The 16735-nt window shown below is 45.0% G+C and carries 12 protein-coding genes; 1 reads left to right on the top strand and 11 read right to left on the bottom strand.

The features are described from left to right. The first annotated feature begins 122 nt into the window (after nucleotides 1–122). Nucleotides 123–998, top strand: a complete 876-nt coding sequence (locus tag KHN78_RS12250) for a LysR family transcriptional regulator (RefSeq protein WP_128812252.1) — start codon at nucleotides 123–125, stop codon at nucleotides 996–998. Nucleotides 999–1079: 81 nt separating this feature from the next. Here KHN78_RS12250 and purF read toward each other — a convergent pair whose 3' ends face one another. The 11 genes from purF to KHN78_RS12195 all read right to left on the bottom strand — a co-directional run bounded on the left by purF (nucleotide 1080) and on the right by KHN78_RS12195 (nucleotide 16667). Next, nucleotides 1080–2594, bottom strand: coding sequence for an amidophosphoribosyltransferase (gene purF / locus KHN78_RS12245; protein WP_211916235.1), 1515 nt, complete (start codon nucleotides 2592–2594; stop codon nucleotides 1080–1082). Nucleotides 2595–2627: 33 nt separating this feature from the next. Next, nucleotides 2628–3122 (bottom strand): CvpA family protein, encoded by a 495-nt coding sequence (locus tag KHN78_RS12240; RefSeq protein WP_211916234.1) that lies wholly within the window; start codon nucleotides 3120–3122, stop codon nucleotides 2628–2630. A 61-nt stretch (nucleotides 3123–3183) separates the two neighbouring features. After that, nucleotides 3184–3777, bottom strand: coding sequence for an SPOR domain-containing protein (locus tag KHN78_RS12235; protein WP_211916233.1), 594 nt, complete (start codon nucleotides 3775–3777; stop codon nucleotides 3184–3186). A gap of 14 nt (nucleotides 3778–3791) precedes the next feature. After that, the gene (folC, locus tag KHN78_RS12230) at nucleotides 3792–5054 is read right to left on the bottom strand and encodes a bifunctional tetrahydrofolate synthase/dihydrofolate synthase (RefSeq protein WP_211916232.1); all 1263 of its coding nucleotides are present in this window, start codon (nucleotides 5052–5054) and stop codon (nucleotides 3792–3794) included. Nucleotides 5055–5100: 46 nt separating this feature from the next. Beyond that, on the bottom strand, nucleotides 5101–6027 hold the full coding sequence (gene accD, locus KHN78_RS12225) for an acetyl-CoA carboxylase, carboxyltransferase subunit beta (RefSeq protein ID WP_211916231.1): 927 nt from the start codon (nucleotides 6025–6027) through the stop codon (nucleotides 5101–5103). 195 nt (nucleotides 6028–6222) lie between these two features. Then, on the bottom strand, nucleotides 6223–7017 hold the full coding sequence (gene truA / locus KHN78_RS12220; RefSeq protein WP_211916230.1) for a tRNA pseudouridine(38-40) synthase TruA: 795 nt from the start codon (nucleotides 7015–7017) through the stop codon (nucleotides 6223–6225). A gap of 126 nt (nucleotides 7018–7143) precedes the next feature. Beyond that, nucleotides 7144–11499: a FimV/HubP family polar landmark protein gene (locus tag KHN78_RS12215; protein ID WP_211916229.1), complete on the bottom strand. Its 4356-nt coding sequence runs from the start codon at nucleotides 11497–11499 to the stop codon at nucleotides 7144–7146. Between the two features lie 199 nt (nucleotides 11500–11698). After that, nucleotides 11699–12712 carry an aspartate-semialdehyde dehydrogenase gene (locus KHN78_RS12210; RefSeq protein WP_211916228.1) on the bottom strand — a complete coding sequence of 338 codons (1014 nt, stop codon included), beginning with the start codon at nucleotides 12710–12712 and terminating at the stop codon, nucleotides 11699–11701. Continuing rightward, on the bottom strand, nucleotides 12709–13842 hold the full coding sequence (locus KHN78_RS12205; protein ID WP_211916227.1) for a 4-phosphoerythronate dehydrogenase: 1134 nt from the start codon (nucleotides 13840–13842) through the stop codon (nucleotides 12709–12711). Before KHN78_RS12205 ends, KHN78_RS12210 begins: the two co-directional genes overlap by 4 nt. A gap of 415 nt (nucleotides 13843–14257) precedes the next feature. Continuing rightward, on the bottom strand, nucleotides 14258–15712 hold the full coding sequence (locus KHN78_RS12200; RefSeq protein WP_211916226.1) for a sucrose-6-phosphate hydrolase: 1455 nt from the start codon (nucleotides 15710–15712) through the stop codon (nucleotides 14258–14260). 31 nt (nucleotides 15713–15743) lie between these two features. Beyond that, complete coding sequence (locus tag KHN78_RS12195; RefSeq protein WP_211916225.1) at nucleotides 15744–16667, bottom strand: aminoimidazole riboside kinase; 924 nt, start codon at nucleotides 16665–16667, stop codon at nucleotides 15744–15746. Nucleotides 16668–16735 lie beyond the last annotated feature (68 nt).

Raw genomic sequence — 16735 nt, 5'->3', positions numbered from 1 at the left:
AACAGTGTTTACTCACTAAGGGGTAGTGTGTTCAAATAATGCAACATGTTGACTTAACGCAACCTTTGATTGCAAAGTTAGTTATAAATTAGTCCAAATGGTAACTGAGTGTGTCTGGAAATATGAAATTAGATGATTTAAACCTGTTTCGATTAGTTGTCGAAAATGGGAGCTATACTGCAACTTCGCGTAAGACCATGATTCCTGTGGCGACGATCACTCGACGCATTCAAGCGCTTGAAGACTCAGTAAACCTAAGGCTGCTGAACCGCCATGCGCGTAAACTTTCTCTTACAGAAGCAGGCGAACGTTTTTATCATGAGTGTTCCCCACTTTTACAAAGACTGACTTCTGCTGCCGAAGAAATTACCGATGATTGCCGTGGCGCATCAGGAAAAATCAAAATTTCTGCACCATACAATCTCACCAAACGCATGATGATGCCGATGTTTAATCGCTTTATGCAGCAATACCCGGACATCAACATCGAGCTAACGACAGAAAGTAATGCAGATCAGTTAGACCCAACTGAATGGGATGTTATTTTCCGAGTTGGTCCACAACGCGATTCAAGTCTAATTGCTCGTAAGATTGGTGAAGTGAAAGATATTTTGGTCGCGAGCCCAGATTACTTAGCCACTAACCCTGCGCCAAATCATGCAGAAGAGTTGTCCAATCACTCTTTACTTAAAGGATACCCTCTCATTAAGTGGACACTCATCAATAGCAAGGGGGAATCTGTCGTGAATGTAGAACGAGGCCGCTTCCAAGCAAACGCTCTGAATGTAGTTCGCAGTTCATGTTCTGAGGGTTTAGGCATCACGTTAATGCCGGATGTAATGATCAAGGAGTTCATTGAAAGTGGTGATTTAGTGCGTATTCTTCCAGATTGGAGTGCAAACCCGCGCGACATCTACATGCTTTACAACCACAAAGATCACTTACCAGAGAAAGTGCGCTTGTTCATCGACTTCGTGATTGCTTACAACATTCACTAAGCTGAAAAACATAAACGAATAGAAACAAAAAACCAGAGCCTTTGAAGCTCTGGTTTTTCATATTATATTGAGAAGTGCTATTTAAGCGCCTTCGTTGTGCAGCTCTAAATTAGCAAGATCTTGCTGAATTTCAGCTTGCGTCTTCGCATCATCATTCCGCAGACCATCAAGGAAATCGAGGTATTGCTGGTCAATATCTCCCGTAACATATTCGCCATTAAATACTGAGGTATCGAATTGACTGATGTTTTGGTTACCAAGGCCAACAGCTTCCACAAGATCATCAAGACGTTGATAAATCAGTGCATCTGCGCCAATTTGTTTACAAATGCTGTCGTTATCACGGCCATGAGCAATAAGTTCAGTGGCGCTTGGCATATCAATACCATAAACGTTCGGGAAGCGAACTTCTGGTGCCGCAGAAACCATGAACACTTTGTTTGCACCTGAATCGCGAGCCATCTCGATGATCTGTTCAGATGTTGTTCCGCGCACAATTGAATCATCAACAAGCAGTACATTCTTGCCTTTAAATTCAGAGCGAATGGCATTCAGTTTACGACGAACTGATTTCTTACGCTGTTGCTGACCCGGCATGATAAAGGTACGGCCTACATAACGGTTTTTCACGAAACCTTGGCGGTATGGTTTATCAATAGCTTGAGCAATTTGCAACGCAATATCGCACGATGTTTCAGGAATCGGGATAACCACATCAATATCAAGTTCAGCGTAATCTTCACGAATACGTTCACCAAGCTTTTTACCCATCTCTACACGTGCGCTGTAAACGGAAATCTTATCGATAAACGAATCTGGGCGGGCAAAATAAACGAATTCGAAAATACATGGGTTCAGTTTTGGATTGTCACCACACTGTTTCGTAAATAGCTCGCCATCGAACGTTGCATAAATCGCTTCACCTGGCGCAACATCGCGAACAAAGTCGAAACCAACCGCATCCAATGCGACTGATTCTGACGCGACCATGTATTCTGTTTTGCCATTGACTTCACGCTTACCTAAGCACAAAGGGCGAATACCGTGTGGGTCACGGAAAGCAATCATGCCATGGCCAATGATCATTGCCGCTACTGCATAAGCGCCGCGGATTGTACGGTGTACGTTTGTAACCGCGCGGAAAACATCATCAGCCGTCACATTGCCCTTTACCGTATCGATCTCATGTGCAAGTACGTTTAAAAGCACTTCAGAGTCTGAGGTGGTGTTGATATGACGACGATCTTTTTCAAACAGTTTCTGACGGACTTCATTCGCGTTAGTCAGGTTGCCGTTGTGAGCTAAGGTAATACCAAAAGGAGAGTTTACGTAGAAAGGTTGAGCTTCAGAGGCACTTGAACTACCTGCAGTTGGGTAACGAACATGACCAATACCAACCTCACCCTGTAAGCGTTGCATGTGTCTTGCTTCGAACACTTCTTTCACCAAACCGTTCGCCTTACGCAGACGAAAACGATTGCTTTCTATGGTACAAATACCAGCGGCATCTTGGCCACGATGCTGTAACACCGTTAACGCGTCATAAATAGACTGGTTTACAGGCGTTGTGCCCACGATTCCAACAATACCACACATGTCCTGATCCTCGATTTGCGACAGTAGCTGGCACTACTTAATAGTGCCAGACAAAAAACTTGATGTTGCTTGTAAGTGCTCGAAGAATGGGGCAATGATACGGCTGAACTCAGGGACCAACTGTGATTCTTTCCACCAATCCGAGCTTGGGAATGCAGTAAACGCATCCATAAAAAACAGCAACGCAGAAACAATCAGTACTCCGCGTAAACCACCAAACACAACACCGAGAATTCGGTCAGTACCTGATAGCCCTGTTTTTTGTACCAGTTGACCAATGACGTAATTCACCACTGCACCAACCACTAAGGTTGCGACGAATAACGCCGCAATTGCGGCTCCGTTTCGAAACATGTCATCTTCGATGTTGGTAAAATACACCGCCAATTTGGCGTAGTAATTACTGGAGATAAAAAATGCTCCGAACCAAATCACCAAAGACAAAGCTTCTTTAGCAAAACCGCGAACTAAACTGATCAGAGCTGAAAATCCGATCACACCTAAAATGACAAAATCTAACCAATTCATGTTTTCTTCATCTTAAGTTGGCGCGCATTTTAACAGAAAAAATGCTGACGCAAACGTTTTCTTATGGATTTAATGGCTTAAATTTAAGCAATTGACCTTTTGAGCCTGTAATTTTTTGTAATTCCTTGACCTGTCGTTCAAGTTTACTTTTTGACACATCAGGACCAACAATGACTCGAGTAAAGGTATTTTCTTTTTTCACATGAGCTTGATAACCACGCTTCTGTAAATCCTCTACTAATGCAACAGCATTCTCATGGTTTTTCAATGCCATCAACTGAATGATCCAGGCCGAATCTTCATATTGATTTTTTTCTTCAACCGGACGAACAGCCACTTCCACTTGTTCGGGTTGGCTTGCTTCTTTTGGCTGAGTAGATACTTCCGGCTTTGAGTCAGAATCAGCAATAGTCGAATCTTCTGATTCATCCACTGTCGCAGAGACCGGAGACTCTGGCAGAGTGATATCGTCCTCCACCGGTTCTAGTATTTCAAAATTTTCCACATCACTATCAAGCTCAGGTTTGATAGGAATGCTGGCAAATTCTTCTTTATAGTGCAGTTTCTTACCATCTAGAACATCAGGGAGCACAATGACCCCCACTGCGACCAAGATGATGGTGCCGACTAAACGACTTTGGAATTTACTTGCCATCAAATTACCTTTGATTACTCATTATTTGATTGCCAATGCTCCAATACCTCACCGACAGTATGGAAAGAACCAACCACCAAAATGACATCATCTTTCGCTGCATTGTTTGTCGCCGCCTCAAATGCGTCTACTGGCGTTTTGAACTGAATTTGTCCCTGAGGTAAATGCTGGCACAACTCATCGGCTGTTGCGGCGCGCGGGCCTGTAAGCGATGCAGGGTACCATTGCGTTGCGATTGGGGTTAGCGCTTCAATCGTCGCCTTAATGTCTTTATCGTGCAACATCGCCACCACGACATGGATATTCTTATCCTTGTATTGGAGTTTCACTTTCTCAACAAGATACTCTGCTGAGTGTGGGTTATGCGCGACATCAAGCACGATTTCTGGGCCCGTTTGCAGAACCTGCATTCGGCCAGCTAGGCGAGCATTATTCAAGCCATTAACAATGTTAATGTCAGTGATTTGCAATTCTGATGCACCTAATGCCATCAATGCGGTTGCAGCGTTAGGTAATGGAAGCGCCGGAACAGGCAAATCGTCTAAATCAAATGCACCACTGCTCCACTTCCAGCCTTTCTCTGTCAATTGGTAATCGAACTGAATGCCGACTTGGAAGAATTCCGCTTTGATGTCATCTGCATGCGCAGCTACGGTTGCTGGCGGCATTGGCTGGCCACATATAGCAGGTTTGCCTGCACGGTAAATACCGGCTTTTTCAAAACCAATGACATTGATGTCATCACCTAACCAGTCAACATGGTCGATAGCCAAGCTCGTAATCACTGAGACATCGTGATCCACCACGTTAGTCGCATCTAAACGCCCCCCAAGGCCAACTTCTAACAGGACTACATCGACGTTCTCAACTTGGAAAATACGAAGTGCGGCAAGTGTGCCGAATTCAAACAAGCTTAGGCTGATTTCGCCGCGTTGCTGCTCAACATAATCAAATGCTTCACAGTGTTTGCTGTCTTCAGCGTCTACACCGTTAATACGAACGCGCTCGTTGTATCGAATTAGGTGTGGTGAGCTGTAAACACCCACTGAGTAGCCTGCATCGAGTAAAATCGCTTCCATCAACGCACATGTTGAGCCCTTACCATTGGTGCCGGCAACAGTAATCACAGTAGGAGCTGGTTTGGTGAGGTTCGCCTTTTGTGCTACCGCTTGAACGCGGTCTAAGCCAAGGTCGATTGCTGAAGTGTGAAGATTTGTTAAATAATCAAGCCACATCGTTAGAGAGGATGTGGCTTGAGGAATAGAGTTTTGGGTCATCTAACTTTAACCATTAATTTCTTTGGTTTTTATGTTAGTTGCTACTTTACCCTTTTTCGTCCACTTCTGGTACAGAATATGGTTCTTCATTTGGAGATTCGTTAACCGAAACCACCATTGGAGACTTGTGATTAGTTAGCTTAGCCACTAAACCGCCCACACGTTGACGCATTTCACGACGGTCAACAATCATATCAATCGCACCGTGCTCTAGCAGAAACTCACTGCGTTGGAAGCCTTCCGGAAGATCTTCACGAACTGTCTGCTCGATAACACGGCGACCAGCAAAGCCGATCAGCGCTTTAGGTTCACCAATATTGATGTCACCCAACATCGCCAAACTCGCTGATACACCACCCATAGTTGGGTCAGTCAGTACAGAAATAAATGGCAGGCCTTTTTCTGATAATCGTTCAAGTGCCGCACTGGTTTTCGCCATTTGCATTAGAGACATCAGAGCCTCTTGCATACGAGCGCCACCACTTGCTGAGAAACAAACAAGCGCACAGTTGTTTTCAATTGCCGCTTCAACCGCTTTAACAAAGCGAGCACCGACAACAGACCCCATTGAACCGCCCATAAATGAGAATTCAAACGCACACGCGACTAGCGGCATACCAAGCAATTCACCTTGCATAACCACTAAGGCATCTTTCTCTCCACTGCTCTTTTGTGCAACAGAAATACGCTCTTTGTAACGCTTTGAATCTTTGAATTTAAGTTTATCTTGCGGTTCAAACTCTGTACCAAGCTCAACACGATCACCCTCGTCTAAGAATGTTTCCAGACGACGACGCGCTTTCATGCGCATGTGATGATTACACTTCGGACAAACTTCTAGGTTACGCTCTAGTTCTGCATGGTATAGAACCTGCTCACAAGAGGTACATTTCGTCCACACACCTTCAGGAATAGAAGCTTTGCGTGAACTAACAAGGTTGCTTTTTTCTAAAATCTTTTCAAGCCAACTCATGGAAGACCTTTTCTTTCAATTCTTCCGCGTCATTGCGAAAGAGATAAATTCGGAATATTGCAGATGGATTAAAACATATCTTGCTGCGACTGTAGATAAAAAACTGGTTGTACCTATTTTTGCTACCACTCACAACGCATTGTTTTTCTATTAATTACGTCTAACGTACCGATATTTTGAAACAAAGTCGCAAACTTAGTTCAAATTATCTGGCAAAAATAGCGGACCGATCGGCACTTGTGGTAATCCAAATTCTTCTGGGTAGTCGACATCAACCAAATACAAGCCCTCTGCTTTTGCGGTTGCGCCTGCTAATGTACGATCCTTTGCATCGAGCAGTTGCTTAATCCACTCAGGTTTTTCTTCACCACGCCCCACTTTAATCAAGCTACCCGTAATGTTACGTACCATATGGTGAACAAAAGCATTCGCCTTGATATCAATCACCACATAATCACCATGTCGAGTCACGTTTAAATGCATCATATTGCGGAATGGACTCAATGATTGGCAATGTGCCGCACGGAACGAGCTGAAGTCATTTTCACCGAGCAGGTACTGCCCTGCTTCATGCATTTTTTTCTCATCCAACTCACCATGATAGTGGCTGACACCTGAATTTAAGATGCCAGGACGTAAGGCATGATTGAAAATGATGTAGCGGTAACGACGCGCGGTCGCTGAGAATCGAGCATGGAAATCATCCGAAACCTCTGCGGCCCAACGCACTGCAATGTCACTCGGCATATTGGCATTAGCGCCCATGGTCCAAGCCACCATTTTTCGACTCACGTTTGTGTCAAAGTGGACAACCTGACCTGTGCCATGCACTCCAGCATCTGTACGACCTGCACACTGAACTTCTACAGGATGATTCGCTACGATAGAGAGCGCTTTCTCGAGCTCTTCTTGAACACTTTTCACGTCTCGTTGGCGTTGCCAGCCAAAGTAGTTTGTACCGTTATACTCGATACCTAATGCGATTCTCATTTTAACCTTCGGACTCTAAAATGGGGCGGGAAGTATATACCTAAGTTACCTCTCGTTGCTAGTTTCAGCCCATGTGACTTACATTACAGGTACAAAAATGGGCAACATTTGCTGCCCATTTTTTATTTATCGACCGTGAATGGAATCAATGAGGCTCTTAGCTTCTCGTCGAATATCATCATCACCGTAGACAATGGCTTCCTCTAGCAACTTAATCGCGCCTTGCGGATCATTCATTTCAAGGTAGATTTTTGCTAAGTCAAGCTTACCTGCGGCTTCTGCATTATTATCAACATCAAAGTCACTGATATCCCCAATCACATCAGGAAACTCATTTAGACCAACATCAAGTTTAAGATCTTGCTCCTCAAAATCGCCACCATCTTGATCCACTTGAGCCATTAGCTCATCAATGGTCATGAACTGATTTTTCTTTGGATCAAAGTCCGTAAGATCATCTTGCTCTGCCCAGTTTTCTTGCGCGATCTGTGGTTGTGCTAACGCTTCGGCGGAGCCCCACACATCTCGCTGATCTTCCGGAAACTCTTCGGCTGATGCTGCATTATTGGACGGTAATTTGAAGCCATCCCAATCATCACCTACATCGAGCATAGCTTCAAAATCCATGCCCGCGCTGGCGATCGTATCGCTATCAAGCTTTCCTTCGAAAACTTCCGACTCAGCATCCTCTGATAAAAGATTTGCCATTGCCGACTCTTCGAAGTCACTCAATGTTGTGTCTGCTTCGTCATTCGCTAGTTTAGAATCAACCTCTGCACTAAACGCTTCAGGTTGGGCAAACATGTCAAACAATGCGTCATGATCGTTATCAGCTTGAATAACAGGTTGAGAGTTCTTGAGTGGCTCTGCCGCAGCAGTCAAAGGTTCTTCTGCTTCTGCCTTTACATCTTGGTCAGTGAGGGAGGCTAAAGCATCTTCTTCGTTGAACTCTGGTAGATCCCAGTCTTCAAGATCGAACTCATCTTCGTCTGCTGCGCTTTCAACTGACGCTTGAGGCTCAACCATTTCTGAAGCGGCTAGCGTAGGCTCTTCCGCCATTGAAGCAAGCGCATCTTCTTCGTTGAATTCTGGTAAATCCAAGTCTTCAAAATCGAACTCGTCTTCGTCTGCTGCGCTTTCAACTGACGCTTGAGGCTCAGTCATCTCTGAAGCGGCTAGCGTAGGCTCTTCCGCCATTGAAGCAAGCGCATCTTCTTCATTGAATTCTGGTAAATCCAAGTCTTCAAGATCGAACTCGTCTTCGACTGTTGCGCTTTCAACGGGTGCTTGAGGCTCTGCCATTTCTGAAGCGGCTAGCGCAGGTTCTTCAGACATTGATGCGTGCGCATCGTCTTCGGTGAACTCTGGTAAATCCAAGTCTTCAAGATCGAACTCGTCTTCGTCTGCTGCGCTTTCAACGGGTGCTTGAGGCTCTGCCATTTCAGATGCCGTGAGCGCAGGTTCTTCAGACATTGATGCAAGCGCATCTTCTTCACTGAATTCTGGTAAATCCCAATCTTCAAGATCGAAATCGTCTTCGTCTGCTGTGCTTTCAACTGAAACTTGAGGCTCTGCTATTTCTGAAGCGGCTAGCGCAGGCTCATCCGCCATTGATGCGCGAGCATCGTCTTCGGTGAACTCTGGTAAATTCAGCTCATCGAAATCAAACGCTTCATCCTCAGTCGGCTTCGATTCGTTCGAGCTTGCCGCAGTTGGCTCTTGTTCGATTTTACTCTCAGGCTCAATCTCATCGATTAACCAATCTTCTTCTTGAGGGATACCAAACTCATTTTCAACCGTATTTGGCGTTGGAGTAAATACAGGCTCTTGTGCAAGCTCAGATTTTGTCTCCGCTTCATCTTCAACTTGAGGTGATTCAGTAACCTCTTCTGGCTGAGCATCCGATACATCAACGTTTTCACCAAGGTCGTCTTCGCTTGGCGCTAAAGACGCATCAAGCTCTGGTGCAAACTCTGGTTCAAAATCAGATTCAAGTTCTCGCTCAGAATCACTAGCGTCCGGATCTGGTTGCTCAGTGCCTGCACTTGGCAGCTCTTCCTGCGCTTGCTCATCAATCTCAGATTGCTCATCTATCACCGATTGGTTGTCGCTTAACAGCGCATCAATATCCAAACCTGAATCTAGACCAAGCGCCGCTTTTTCATCTTCAAAATCCGTCGAAGTTTCAGCCACTTCTGGAGATTGAGGTGGTGATTTTTGCGCTTCTTCTACTTCCGTTGTTGACTCTGGGTTGTCAAAACCGAGTGATGCTAGAAGTTCGTCATCGCTTAGTGAATTTTCTGTGTGCTCAGGTTGTTCTGACTGTTCTAATTGTTCTGATTGCTTAGGCTCATCATCTTCACGAATCAAGTCATCAAAAGGATCAACGTTTCCGTCGGTTTCGCTTTGCGTTTCTTCGGAAGAATCGTCGCTCAGAAGTTCGTCTAATAAGTCAATACTGTCTTCGTCGATGTCTTCCAGTCCATCGTCACTTTCAAAACCAGACAGCTTCTCTAATTCATCCAGTGGATCAAAATCGTCGTCTGATGAATCTTCATCATCAAAGCCGATCAACTCATCCAGTAACTCTGTACTGTCTTCATCAATGGAGGGTTCTTCATTCAAGCCTGAGATATCTTCTAGCTCTTCTAGCGGATCCAATCCATCTAGAGACGCGCCGTCGTCTTCACCGAGCAACTCATCCAGCAGAGCAGACTCATCTTCTTCGCTTGACTCCGTATCCGATAGGCCTGATAGCGATGCCAACTCTTCAAACACATCATCATCAGATTCTGAGCTTTCTGATGGTTGGTATTCAGCCAGCAATTTATCGATGTCGTCATCTGAAGCGTCATCCAAAGAAGCGGTTTGCTCAAATGATTCTGTTGAGGAGGATTGACCCTCAACATCAAGATCGAGGTCTTCCGTCGCATACTCAGCAAACAAATCATCAAGCATGGCTTGATCGACCGTATCGTTTTCAAGTGATTCTTTCGCATCATCACCCGATAACAAATCGGCAAATGGATCGTCGTCTTCGTCTTCATCAGACAAATCAAAGTCTGAATCTTCGCCGCCAAGTTCAATGTCTAGTTCTGGTGAAACTTCATCCAGCGCACGTTCCATCTCTTCGAGACCGAGTGCTTTTTCATCACCATTAACTTTTATACCATTGCTTGATGAATCAAACTCATCAAAACCAACATCTAAATCGCCGTCGTCATCAATACTTGCGAATGGATCATCACCATCATCCCCTTCAAGGTTGAAATCAAGATCTTCATCATCAAGATTGCCAAAGACATCGTCTTGTTTTTGTTCCTCTTCCTGGTCGAACAGGTTCTCTGTCGCATCATCACCGAATAAGTCGTCATCTAGGCTAAGCTCTTCTTCTAGCTCTTCCGCAGCCGCTAAACCTATTGGCGCCGCCATAGGATCTAGGCTTTGCGGTGCTTGTTCAGCTTGCGCTTGTGCCTCTTCTTCTTTCGCGTTATTACGACGGCCCATTAACATGACAATGAGCAAGGCGATCAACGCACCTGGAATTAGGGCAGCAAGACCAACAAGCCATCCATTTGACAAGATTTTGTCCATGGTGCTTGGCTGCAAGCGCTGTTGCTCTGCGATGCGCTGTCTTTCTTCCTCAAGCAGTTTCTCGACTTCGGTACGAATGCGCTCTTCATCATGCAGTTCGTTCTTTAGACTCTCAACTTCACTCTGAACTTCAGACAGCATCAAACGCAAACGGTGATTCTTTTCTTCTAAGGACTCCATTTCACTTTGTGATACTTCGAGCTTGTCTTTAAGAGCCGAGACCTGTTTCTGCCCCTCTGGAGAGGTATTGGCCACCGGAATCGGCTTAACTGCCTCAGCAGGCGCACTTAAGCTATCTAGAGATTTCGCTTCAGGTTTCGCTTGCGCTTTAACGACAGTCTGTGTTGGTGTTTCTGGCTTAGGATCTGAAACAACAGGCTTAGGAGGCGAAACAACCGGCTTCGGTTGTTCCGCTTTTGGTTTAGGTTGTACTGGCTTCGCTTTGGCTTGAGCCAACTTAGCTTCATGCGCTTTCATGATCGCGACCGCTTGTGCGGTGGTTGCGCTCTGCACTTGATCTAAGGATGGGACACGTAAGCGACTTCCAGGAATAAGCTCGTGGATATTTTGATTTTCAAACGCTTGAGGGTTAATTCGATAAATGGCAAGTAGCGTTTGCTGTACAGAAACCTGACGAGACGGTCGCAATTGAGAAGCGATAGACCATAACGTTTCATTTCCATCTGTTGGACCGAAAAAGCGTGATGGCTGGTCATTTTCAGGAGGCGTTGGTAGCGCTCTTTCAATCTCCTCAGCATAACTAGGAGATGTTTGCACTTCACCAGAGGGCCCTACAAGTCGAATTCCTTCGGCTTGAACCACTGACGATGTCTGAGTAGCGCTGATTAGAACGAGAGTTGCTAATAAACGCTTATAATTTTGACGCATAGAAGGCTCAGTTTGGTGCTAGTAACAATTTGAAATGGTGATCGGTTAAATATATCGGATATAGCACGCAAAACTATAGCTTTGAGGGTAAAAAATGTGTGGCTCTCACCATATTCGTACTAATCTCACACAAATTTACCCCGTTCGTACAAAAAAGCCTCGCTTAATGCGAGGCCTTGAATGATAAATCAGACACAGCTTAGTAATAATCGCGAATCAACAATTCTGCAATTTGTACCGCATTCGTTGCTGCACCTTTACGTACGTTATCCGCAACCACCCATAAGTTTACACCACTGTGGTGACTAATATCGTTGCGGATACGGCCAACCATAACATGATCTTTGCCGCCAGCATCACGCACTTGTGTCGGGAAGTCTTCACCGTGGAACACTTCTACACCCTCAGTTTGCTCAAGTAGGTTAATCACTTCTTGCGCATCAATTGGAGCTCGCGTTTCTACATGAACGGCTTCTGCATGACCGTAGAATACTGGCACTCGAACACAAGTCGGGTTCACTGTGATTGATGGGTCGTTAAGAATTTTTTGCGTCTCCCACACCATTTTCATTTCTTCTTTGGTGTAGCCGTTTTCCATCATCTGATCGATCTGAGGAATACAGTTAAACGCAATTTGTTGTGAGAATTGCTTCTTATCTGCAGGCAGACCGTTTAGCAGTTTCGCCGTTTGACCTGCAAGTTCATCGATACCGCCTTTGCCAGCACCAGATACCGACTGGTAAGTTGATACGTTAATACGTTCAATGCCTACCGCATCGTGAATTGGTTTTAGCGCCACCAGCATTTGGATAGTTGAGCAGTTCGGGTTTGCAATGATATTGCGGTTACGAAACTCAGCAATGGCTTCTGGGTTCACTTCTGGCACAACCAGAGGAATGTCGTATTCGTAACGGAAGTGAGAGGTATTGTCGATAACAATCACGCCTTCATCTGCTGCAATTGGAGCCCATTTAGCAGACAGTTCACCGCCCGCAGAGAACAGCGCAATGTGCGCTTGAGACCAATCAAACTCTTCCACATTCTGGATACGGATGGTTTTACCGTTGAAACGGTAAGTCTTACCCTCGCTGCGCTCACTCGCCAACAGGAAGATTTCACCTACAGGAAATTTGCGCTCTTGAAGCACTTCCAAAATTGTTTCACCGACCGCGCCGGTCGCACCTAATACGGCAACATTGTATTGTTGGCTCATTGACTTACCTCAACCTGAAAACCTAATTCTGCTAATGGAGAAAGATTGCATGTTTCTGTACCCACTAGCGTGACAGCACTGTATTCACGACGATCCCAGTAATTTTTACGCATCAGGTCAAAAGAGCCTGGCTTACTGATTTCACGACGGAAAAGCGCGTCATCTTTACGCACATCATAGATCAACTGTGTGATGTTGTGCAGCGTTGCTTCATCCCATGCTCTGTCCAAAACCAGTGTAGGGACAGGCGCGGTTGGCAGTAAATCGCTGGCATGCGCATGTAATTCGTTATTTAGAAACTCGCAGTAACTGTTGAATACCATTGCCGTACCACGAGCTTTCCCTTCCAGACCATAGCCTGCAACGTGAGGGGTTGCGAATGCTAGCAGAGGCAGAAGCTCCATATCAACCTCTGGTTCAAATTCAAATACATCAAGTGCTGCGGTAAAGCCGTCGTTTTTCAGTAAACGTTGCTTCAGCGCTTGGTTATCAACAACCGGGCCACGTGCAGCATTGATAAGAATTTGATCGCCACGAAGACCATTTAATACCACCTCATCGATCAAATGGTGCGTAGGGTAAGGGCCATCTTTGGTGATAGGCGTGTGCAGCGTGATGATGTCAGAACGTTCGATCAGCTCTGCTAACGGAGTGAAAGTACGAGAGTCACCCTCTTCTAGTTTGAATGGATCGTTGATAAGCACGTTAATGCCCATGCCTTTCAAACATTTCTCAAGGTAACTGCCCACTTGACCAGCGCCAACAATGCCTACTGTCTTCTCAAAAACAGAGAAACCTTGCTGCTGTGCTAGGACCATCATCACACTGAATACGTATTCCGCGACCCCTACTTTGTTACAACCTGGCGCTGCGGTGAAGAAAATGTCTTTCTCGTTCAAGAGAGCCTGATCAACATGATCCATACCTGCCGTTGCCGTACCGACAAACTTAAGCTTGTTGGCTTTGCTGATCAGGTCTGCATTTACTTTGGTGACAGAGCGAATCATCAGGGCATCAGCATCCACTAAGTCATCAGAAGTAAGGGTACGGCCCGGTTTTAAGATCACTTCCCCGAGTTGGCTGAAAAGTTCTTCAGCGTACGGCATGTTTTCATCAACAATAATTTTCATAACGCCAGCGTTTTAAGGTCCATTTTTGTGAGTTTGTTTGTTCGCAAGAAGCGAAATTAGAATGATTGTGCCCTTTTCCCACAAAATCTCAAGAAATATACCTAGGATGAATCTCGTTAACTCTTACTCAGGGTACTGAGATCAGAGAGAATGGCGTCACTTGCTAATGTAGAGCAACTTCTGGGTCTGGTTGCTCTAAACCAATAGTCGGTCAAAGTATGCTTGCTGCAAAACAGCATTGTCACTTTTAAGCAAAATGATGGATAGAAGAAAATATGCGGGACTCAATAATGCCGATTCCCGCAGATTCATGTTGAGGCGCAATATCCCAAGAAGTGAAGTGTCTGCTCACTGCCCCGTTGTTATTAGCCTCGAAGTACATCATGTAACAAAAGAAATTCACTCACGTAAAACGTTATTTCAATGATTCAAACAAGCCAGTAATACCTTTCAAAGGGAAAAGCCTTGCTTGATCCAACCCTCTCAACGTTACCGTATTGAGATCATCAATAAAGAAACGACTGGTCATCGTGTGTTTTCCACCATTAATGAAAATCTCGATGACAGAATTGTCGATATACATCTCAATCGTCTGCTTAGCGTCCAATCTTGGTGCTTTTCGAATGCCACCAAATTCTTCGGCGTACAAGTGAGACATGTGACGACGGTCCAGCATAAACTCGTGCTCTGTCGCACTAAACACGATGTTGTCACCTTTGTGGTTGCTCAGCTCAAGTTCAAAGCCATCGCCCTCAAGGTCTAGTTGGATCAAACAGCTGGTGCTTTCCAATGTATGGGATTGTGCAAAAACCACCTCTTCTTTTCTTAAACTTTTCAGCTCAGGGAGTGGAGTTTGAACAAGGAAACCCTCTCTCAACGTTAACTCACGAGGAAGAGACAACATTCCTGCCCACTGGTGTGTGACCGATGGAGTATCGATTTCTGGCAACCCTATCCATGCAATAAGAATGCGGCGCCCATTATCATCTAAATAGGTTTGTGGGGCGTAGAAATCAAACCCATAATCTGGCTGCAAAATATCTTGGTGGTTTTCTAAAGTCATCGACTCTAGGTTCAACTGATCACCCACGATATACGCAACAGAATAGATATTTTTGAAATCATAAGGATTACTACTGCTCACGCCCTGTGGAGAAAATAGCATCACCGATTGACCATCAATCTCAAAGAAGTCTGGGCACTCCCACATGTACCCAAGGTCGGAGAACTTGGTCTTAATTGGACCTTTATGCTGCCATGTTTTCAAATCTTTGCTTTGATAGAGCACCATTGAGCCATGCTCAGTTTTGGTTTGAGCTCCCACCACCATCAAATAGTCGTCGTCTTTCTTCCAAACTTTTGGATCACGAAAGTGCTCCGTGTAATGTTCGTTTTCGATGACCACTCCATTTTTTTCAATGTTGCCTTCTGAATCCATAGTGGCAAAACATTGTGTTGGGATTCGAGTCCAGTTTTTGTCACGCTTATTGCCAGTAAAAAACAGCAAAACGTTGTCATTTTCAACCAAAGCACCACCAGAATAAACACCATGTGAATCGTAGTCTTGGTCAGGATGAAGACCGACGCCATGATCCGTGAAATGAACAAAATCTTTGGTAGAAAGGTGGTACCAATACTTCATGCCATGGACAGGCCCCACAGGAGTCCACTGGTAAAAAATATGGTGCTCTCCATGGTAATAACACAACCCATTTGGATCGTTTAATAGGCCAAATTGAGGTGCTATATGGTAGCTAGGAAAGCCTTTATCTTGCTGAGCTAAAGATATCATTTTATCGATATCCTGCTTAGGCATTTGCTCTAGTCGACGATACCTTTGCTCTACAGTCCAACTGTTGTTTAAGCTCATAATTTTTCTCAACTGAAATTGGGTCTGAAGATCATTGCTGAATGAATTGCAGCAGTTCCATTTGAGTCGGAAGTGCGGTCATAGCGCCTTTTTGTGTCGTCGCCAATGCACCACAACCGTTTGCCCATCGGATTGCCGCACTGACAGCATGATGTTTTTTCCAATCAGAATGTTGAGACAAACTCGCTAGAAGGCCGCCGACAAATGCATCACCCGCGCCAGTGGTATCGATAGGGCTAACGACTTGACCTGTGATCAACTCACCTTGGTTTTCAAATACACGCCAAACCCCTTTCGCACCTTGTGTTACTAGAACTAAAGGAATGTTCAATGCGGCAATTTGTTGTAAACCCAGCTCCATTGACGTTGAATCAGTTAAAAATAGCAGCTCTTCTTCTGAGAATTTAACCACATCAGCCATGGCAACTGCTTTCATCACTACAGTTTGGATTTCTGACTGGTCTTGCCAAACTTCATCACGCAAGTTAGGGTCAAAACTAATGAAACCACCCGCGGCTTTTGCTCTTTTGATAGCCTCAAATGTGCTACTTCGGCTTGGCTCATTTGCCAGTGAAATCGAGCAGATATGCAGCCAATCCCCTTGCTGAAAGTTTGGGATATCTTCAATCGACATAAACTGATCTGCGCTTGGCTTCACCATAAAAGTGAAACTGCGTTCACCTTGGTCATCTAAATCAACCACAACCGTTGATGTTCTTTGTTCAGGGTCCTTAACAAGACGCTCCGTGCACACGCCCTCTTGATCGAGCGTTGATTGCATAAATTTACCAAACGGGTCATCACCCACTCGGCCAAAAAACGCACTCTTACCAGATAGACGAGCAATTGCTACGGCGACATTTGCTGGCGCGCCTCCGGGACACTTAAGTAAAGTCGTCTCAGATTCCGGAATTAGGTCTACGACAGCATCTCCAGTTACCCAAACTTGATTCATCTTGCTTACCTTAACATTAATATCTTGATAGCTAACCGTGCTTAACACCATCACCACCAAGTAAAATT

Source organism: Vibrio sp. B1REV9 (assembly GCF_905175395.2).
GTDB lineage: Bacteria > Pseudomonadota > Gammaproteobacteria > Enterobacterales > Vibrionaceae > Vibrio > Vibrio alfacsensis.
This window is presented reverse-complemented; position numbering and strand designations above follow the sequence as displayed.

Excerpts from the sequence above, each read along its gene's own strand:
- accD (WP_211916231.1), bottom strand. The coding sequence starts at position 6,027 with ATGAGTTGGCTTGAAAAGATTTTAGAAAAAAGCAACCTTGTTAGTTCA.
- KHN78_RS12235 (WP_211916233.1), bottom strand. The coding sequence starts at position 3,777 with ATGGCAAGTAAATTCCAAAGTCGTTTAGTCGGCACCATCATCTTGGTC.
- KHN78_RS12250 (WP_128812252.1), top strand. The coding sequence starts at position 123 with ATGAAATTAGATGATTTAAACCTGTTTCGATTAGTTGTCGAAAATGGG.
- purF (WP_211916235.1), bottom strand. The coding sequence starts at position 2,594 with ATGTGTGGTATTGTTGGAATCGTGGGCACAACGCCTGTAAACCAGTCT.
- truA (WP_211916230.1), bottom strand. The coding sequence starts at position 7,017 with ATGAGAATCGCATTAGGTATCGAGTATAACGGTACAAACTACTTTGGC.
- KHN78_RS12210 (WP_211916228.1), bottom strand. The coding sequence starts at position 12,712 with ATGAGCCAACAATACAATGTTGCCGTATTAGGTGCGACCGGCGCGGTC.
- KHN78_RS12240 (WP_211916234.1), bottom strand. The coding sequence starts at position 3,122 with ATGAATTGGTTAGATTTTGTCATTTTAGGTGTGATCGGATTTTCAGCT.
- KHN78_RS12195 (WP_211916225.1), bottom strand. The coding sequence starts at position 16,667 with ATGAATCAAGTTTGGGTAACTGGAGATGCTGTCGTAGACCTAATTCCG.
- KHN78_RS12205 (WP_211916227.1), bottom strand. The coding sequence starts at position 13,842 with ATGAAAATTATTGTTGATGAAAACATGCCGTACGCTGAAGAACTTTTC.
- KHN78_RS12215 (WP_211916229.1), bottom strand. The coding sequence starts at position 11,499 with ATGCGTCAAAATTATAAGCGTTTATTAGCAACTCTCGTTCTAATCAGC.
- folC (WP_211916232.1), bottom strand. The coding sequence starts at position 5,054 with ATGACCCAAAACTCTATTCCTCAAGCCACATCCTCTCTAACGATGTGG.
- KHN78_RS12200 (WP_211916226.1), bottom strand. The coding sequence starts at position 15,712 with ATGAGCTTAAACAACAGTTGGACTGTAGAGCAAAGGTATCGTCGACTA.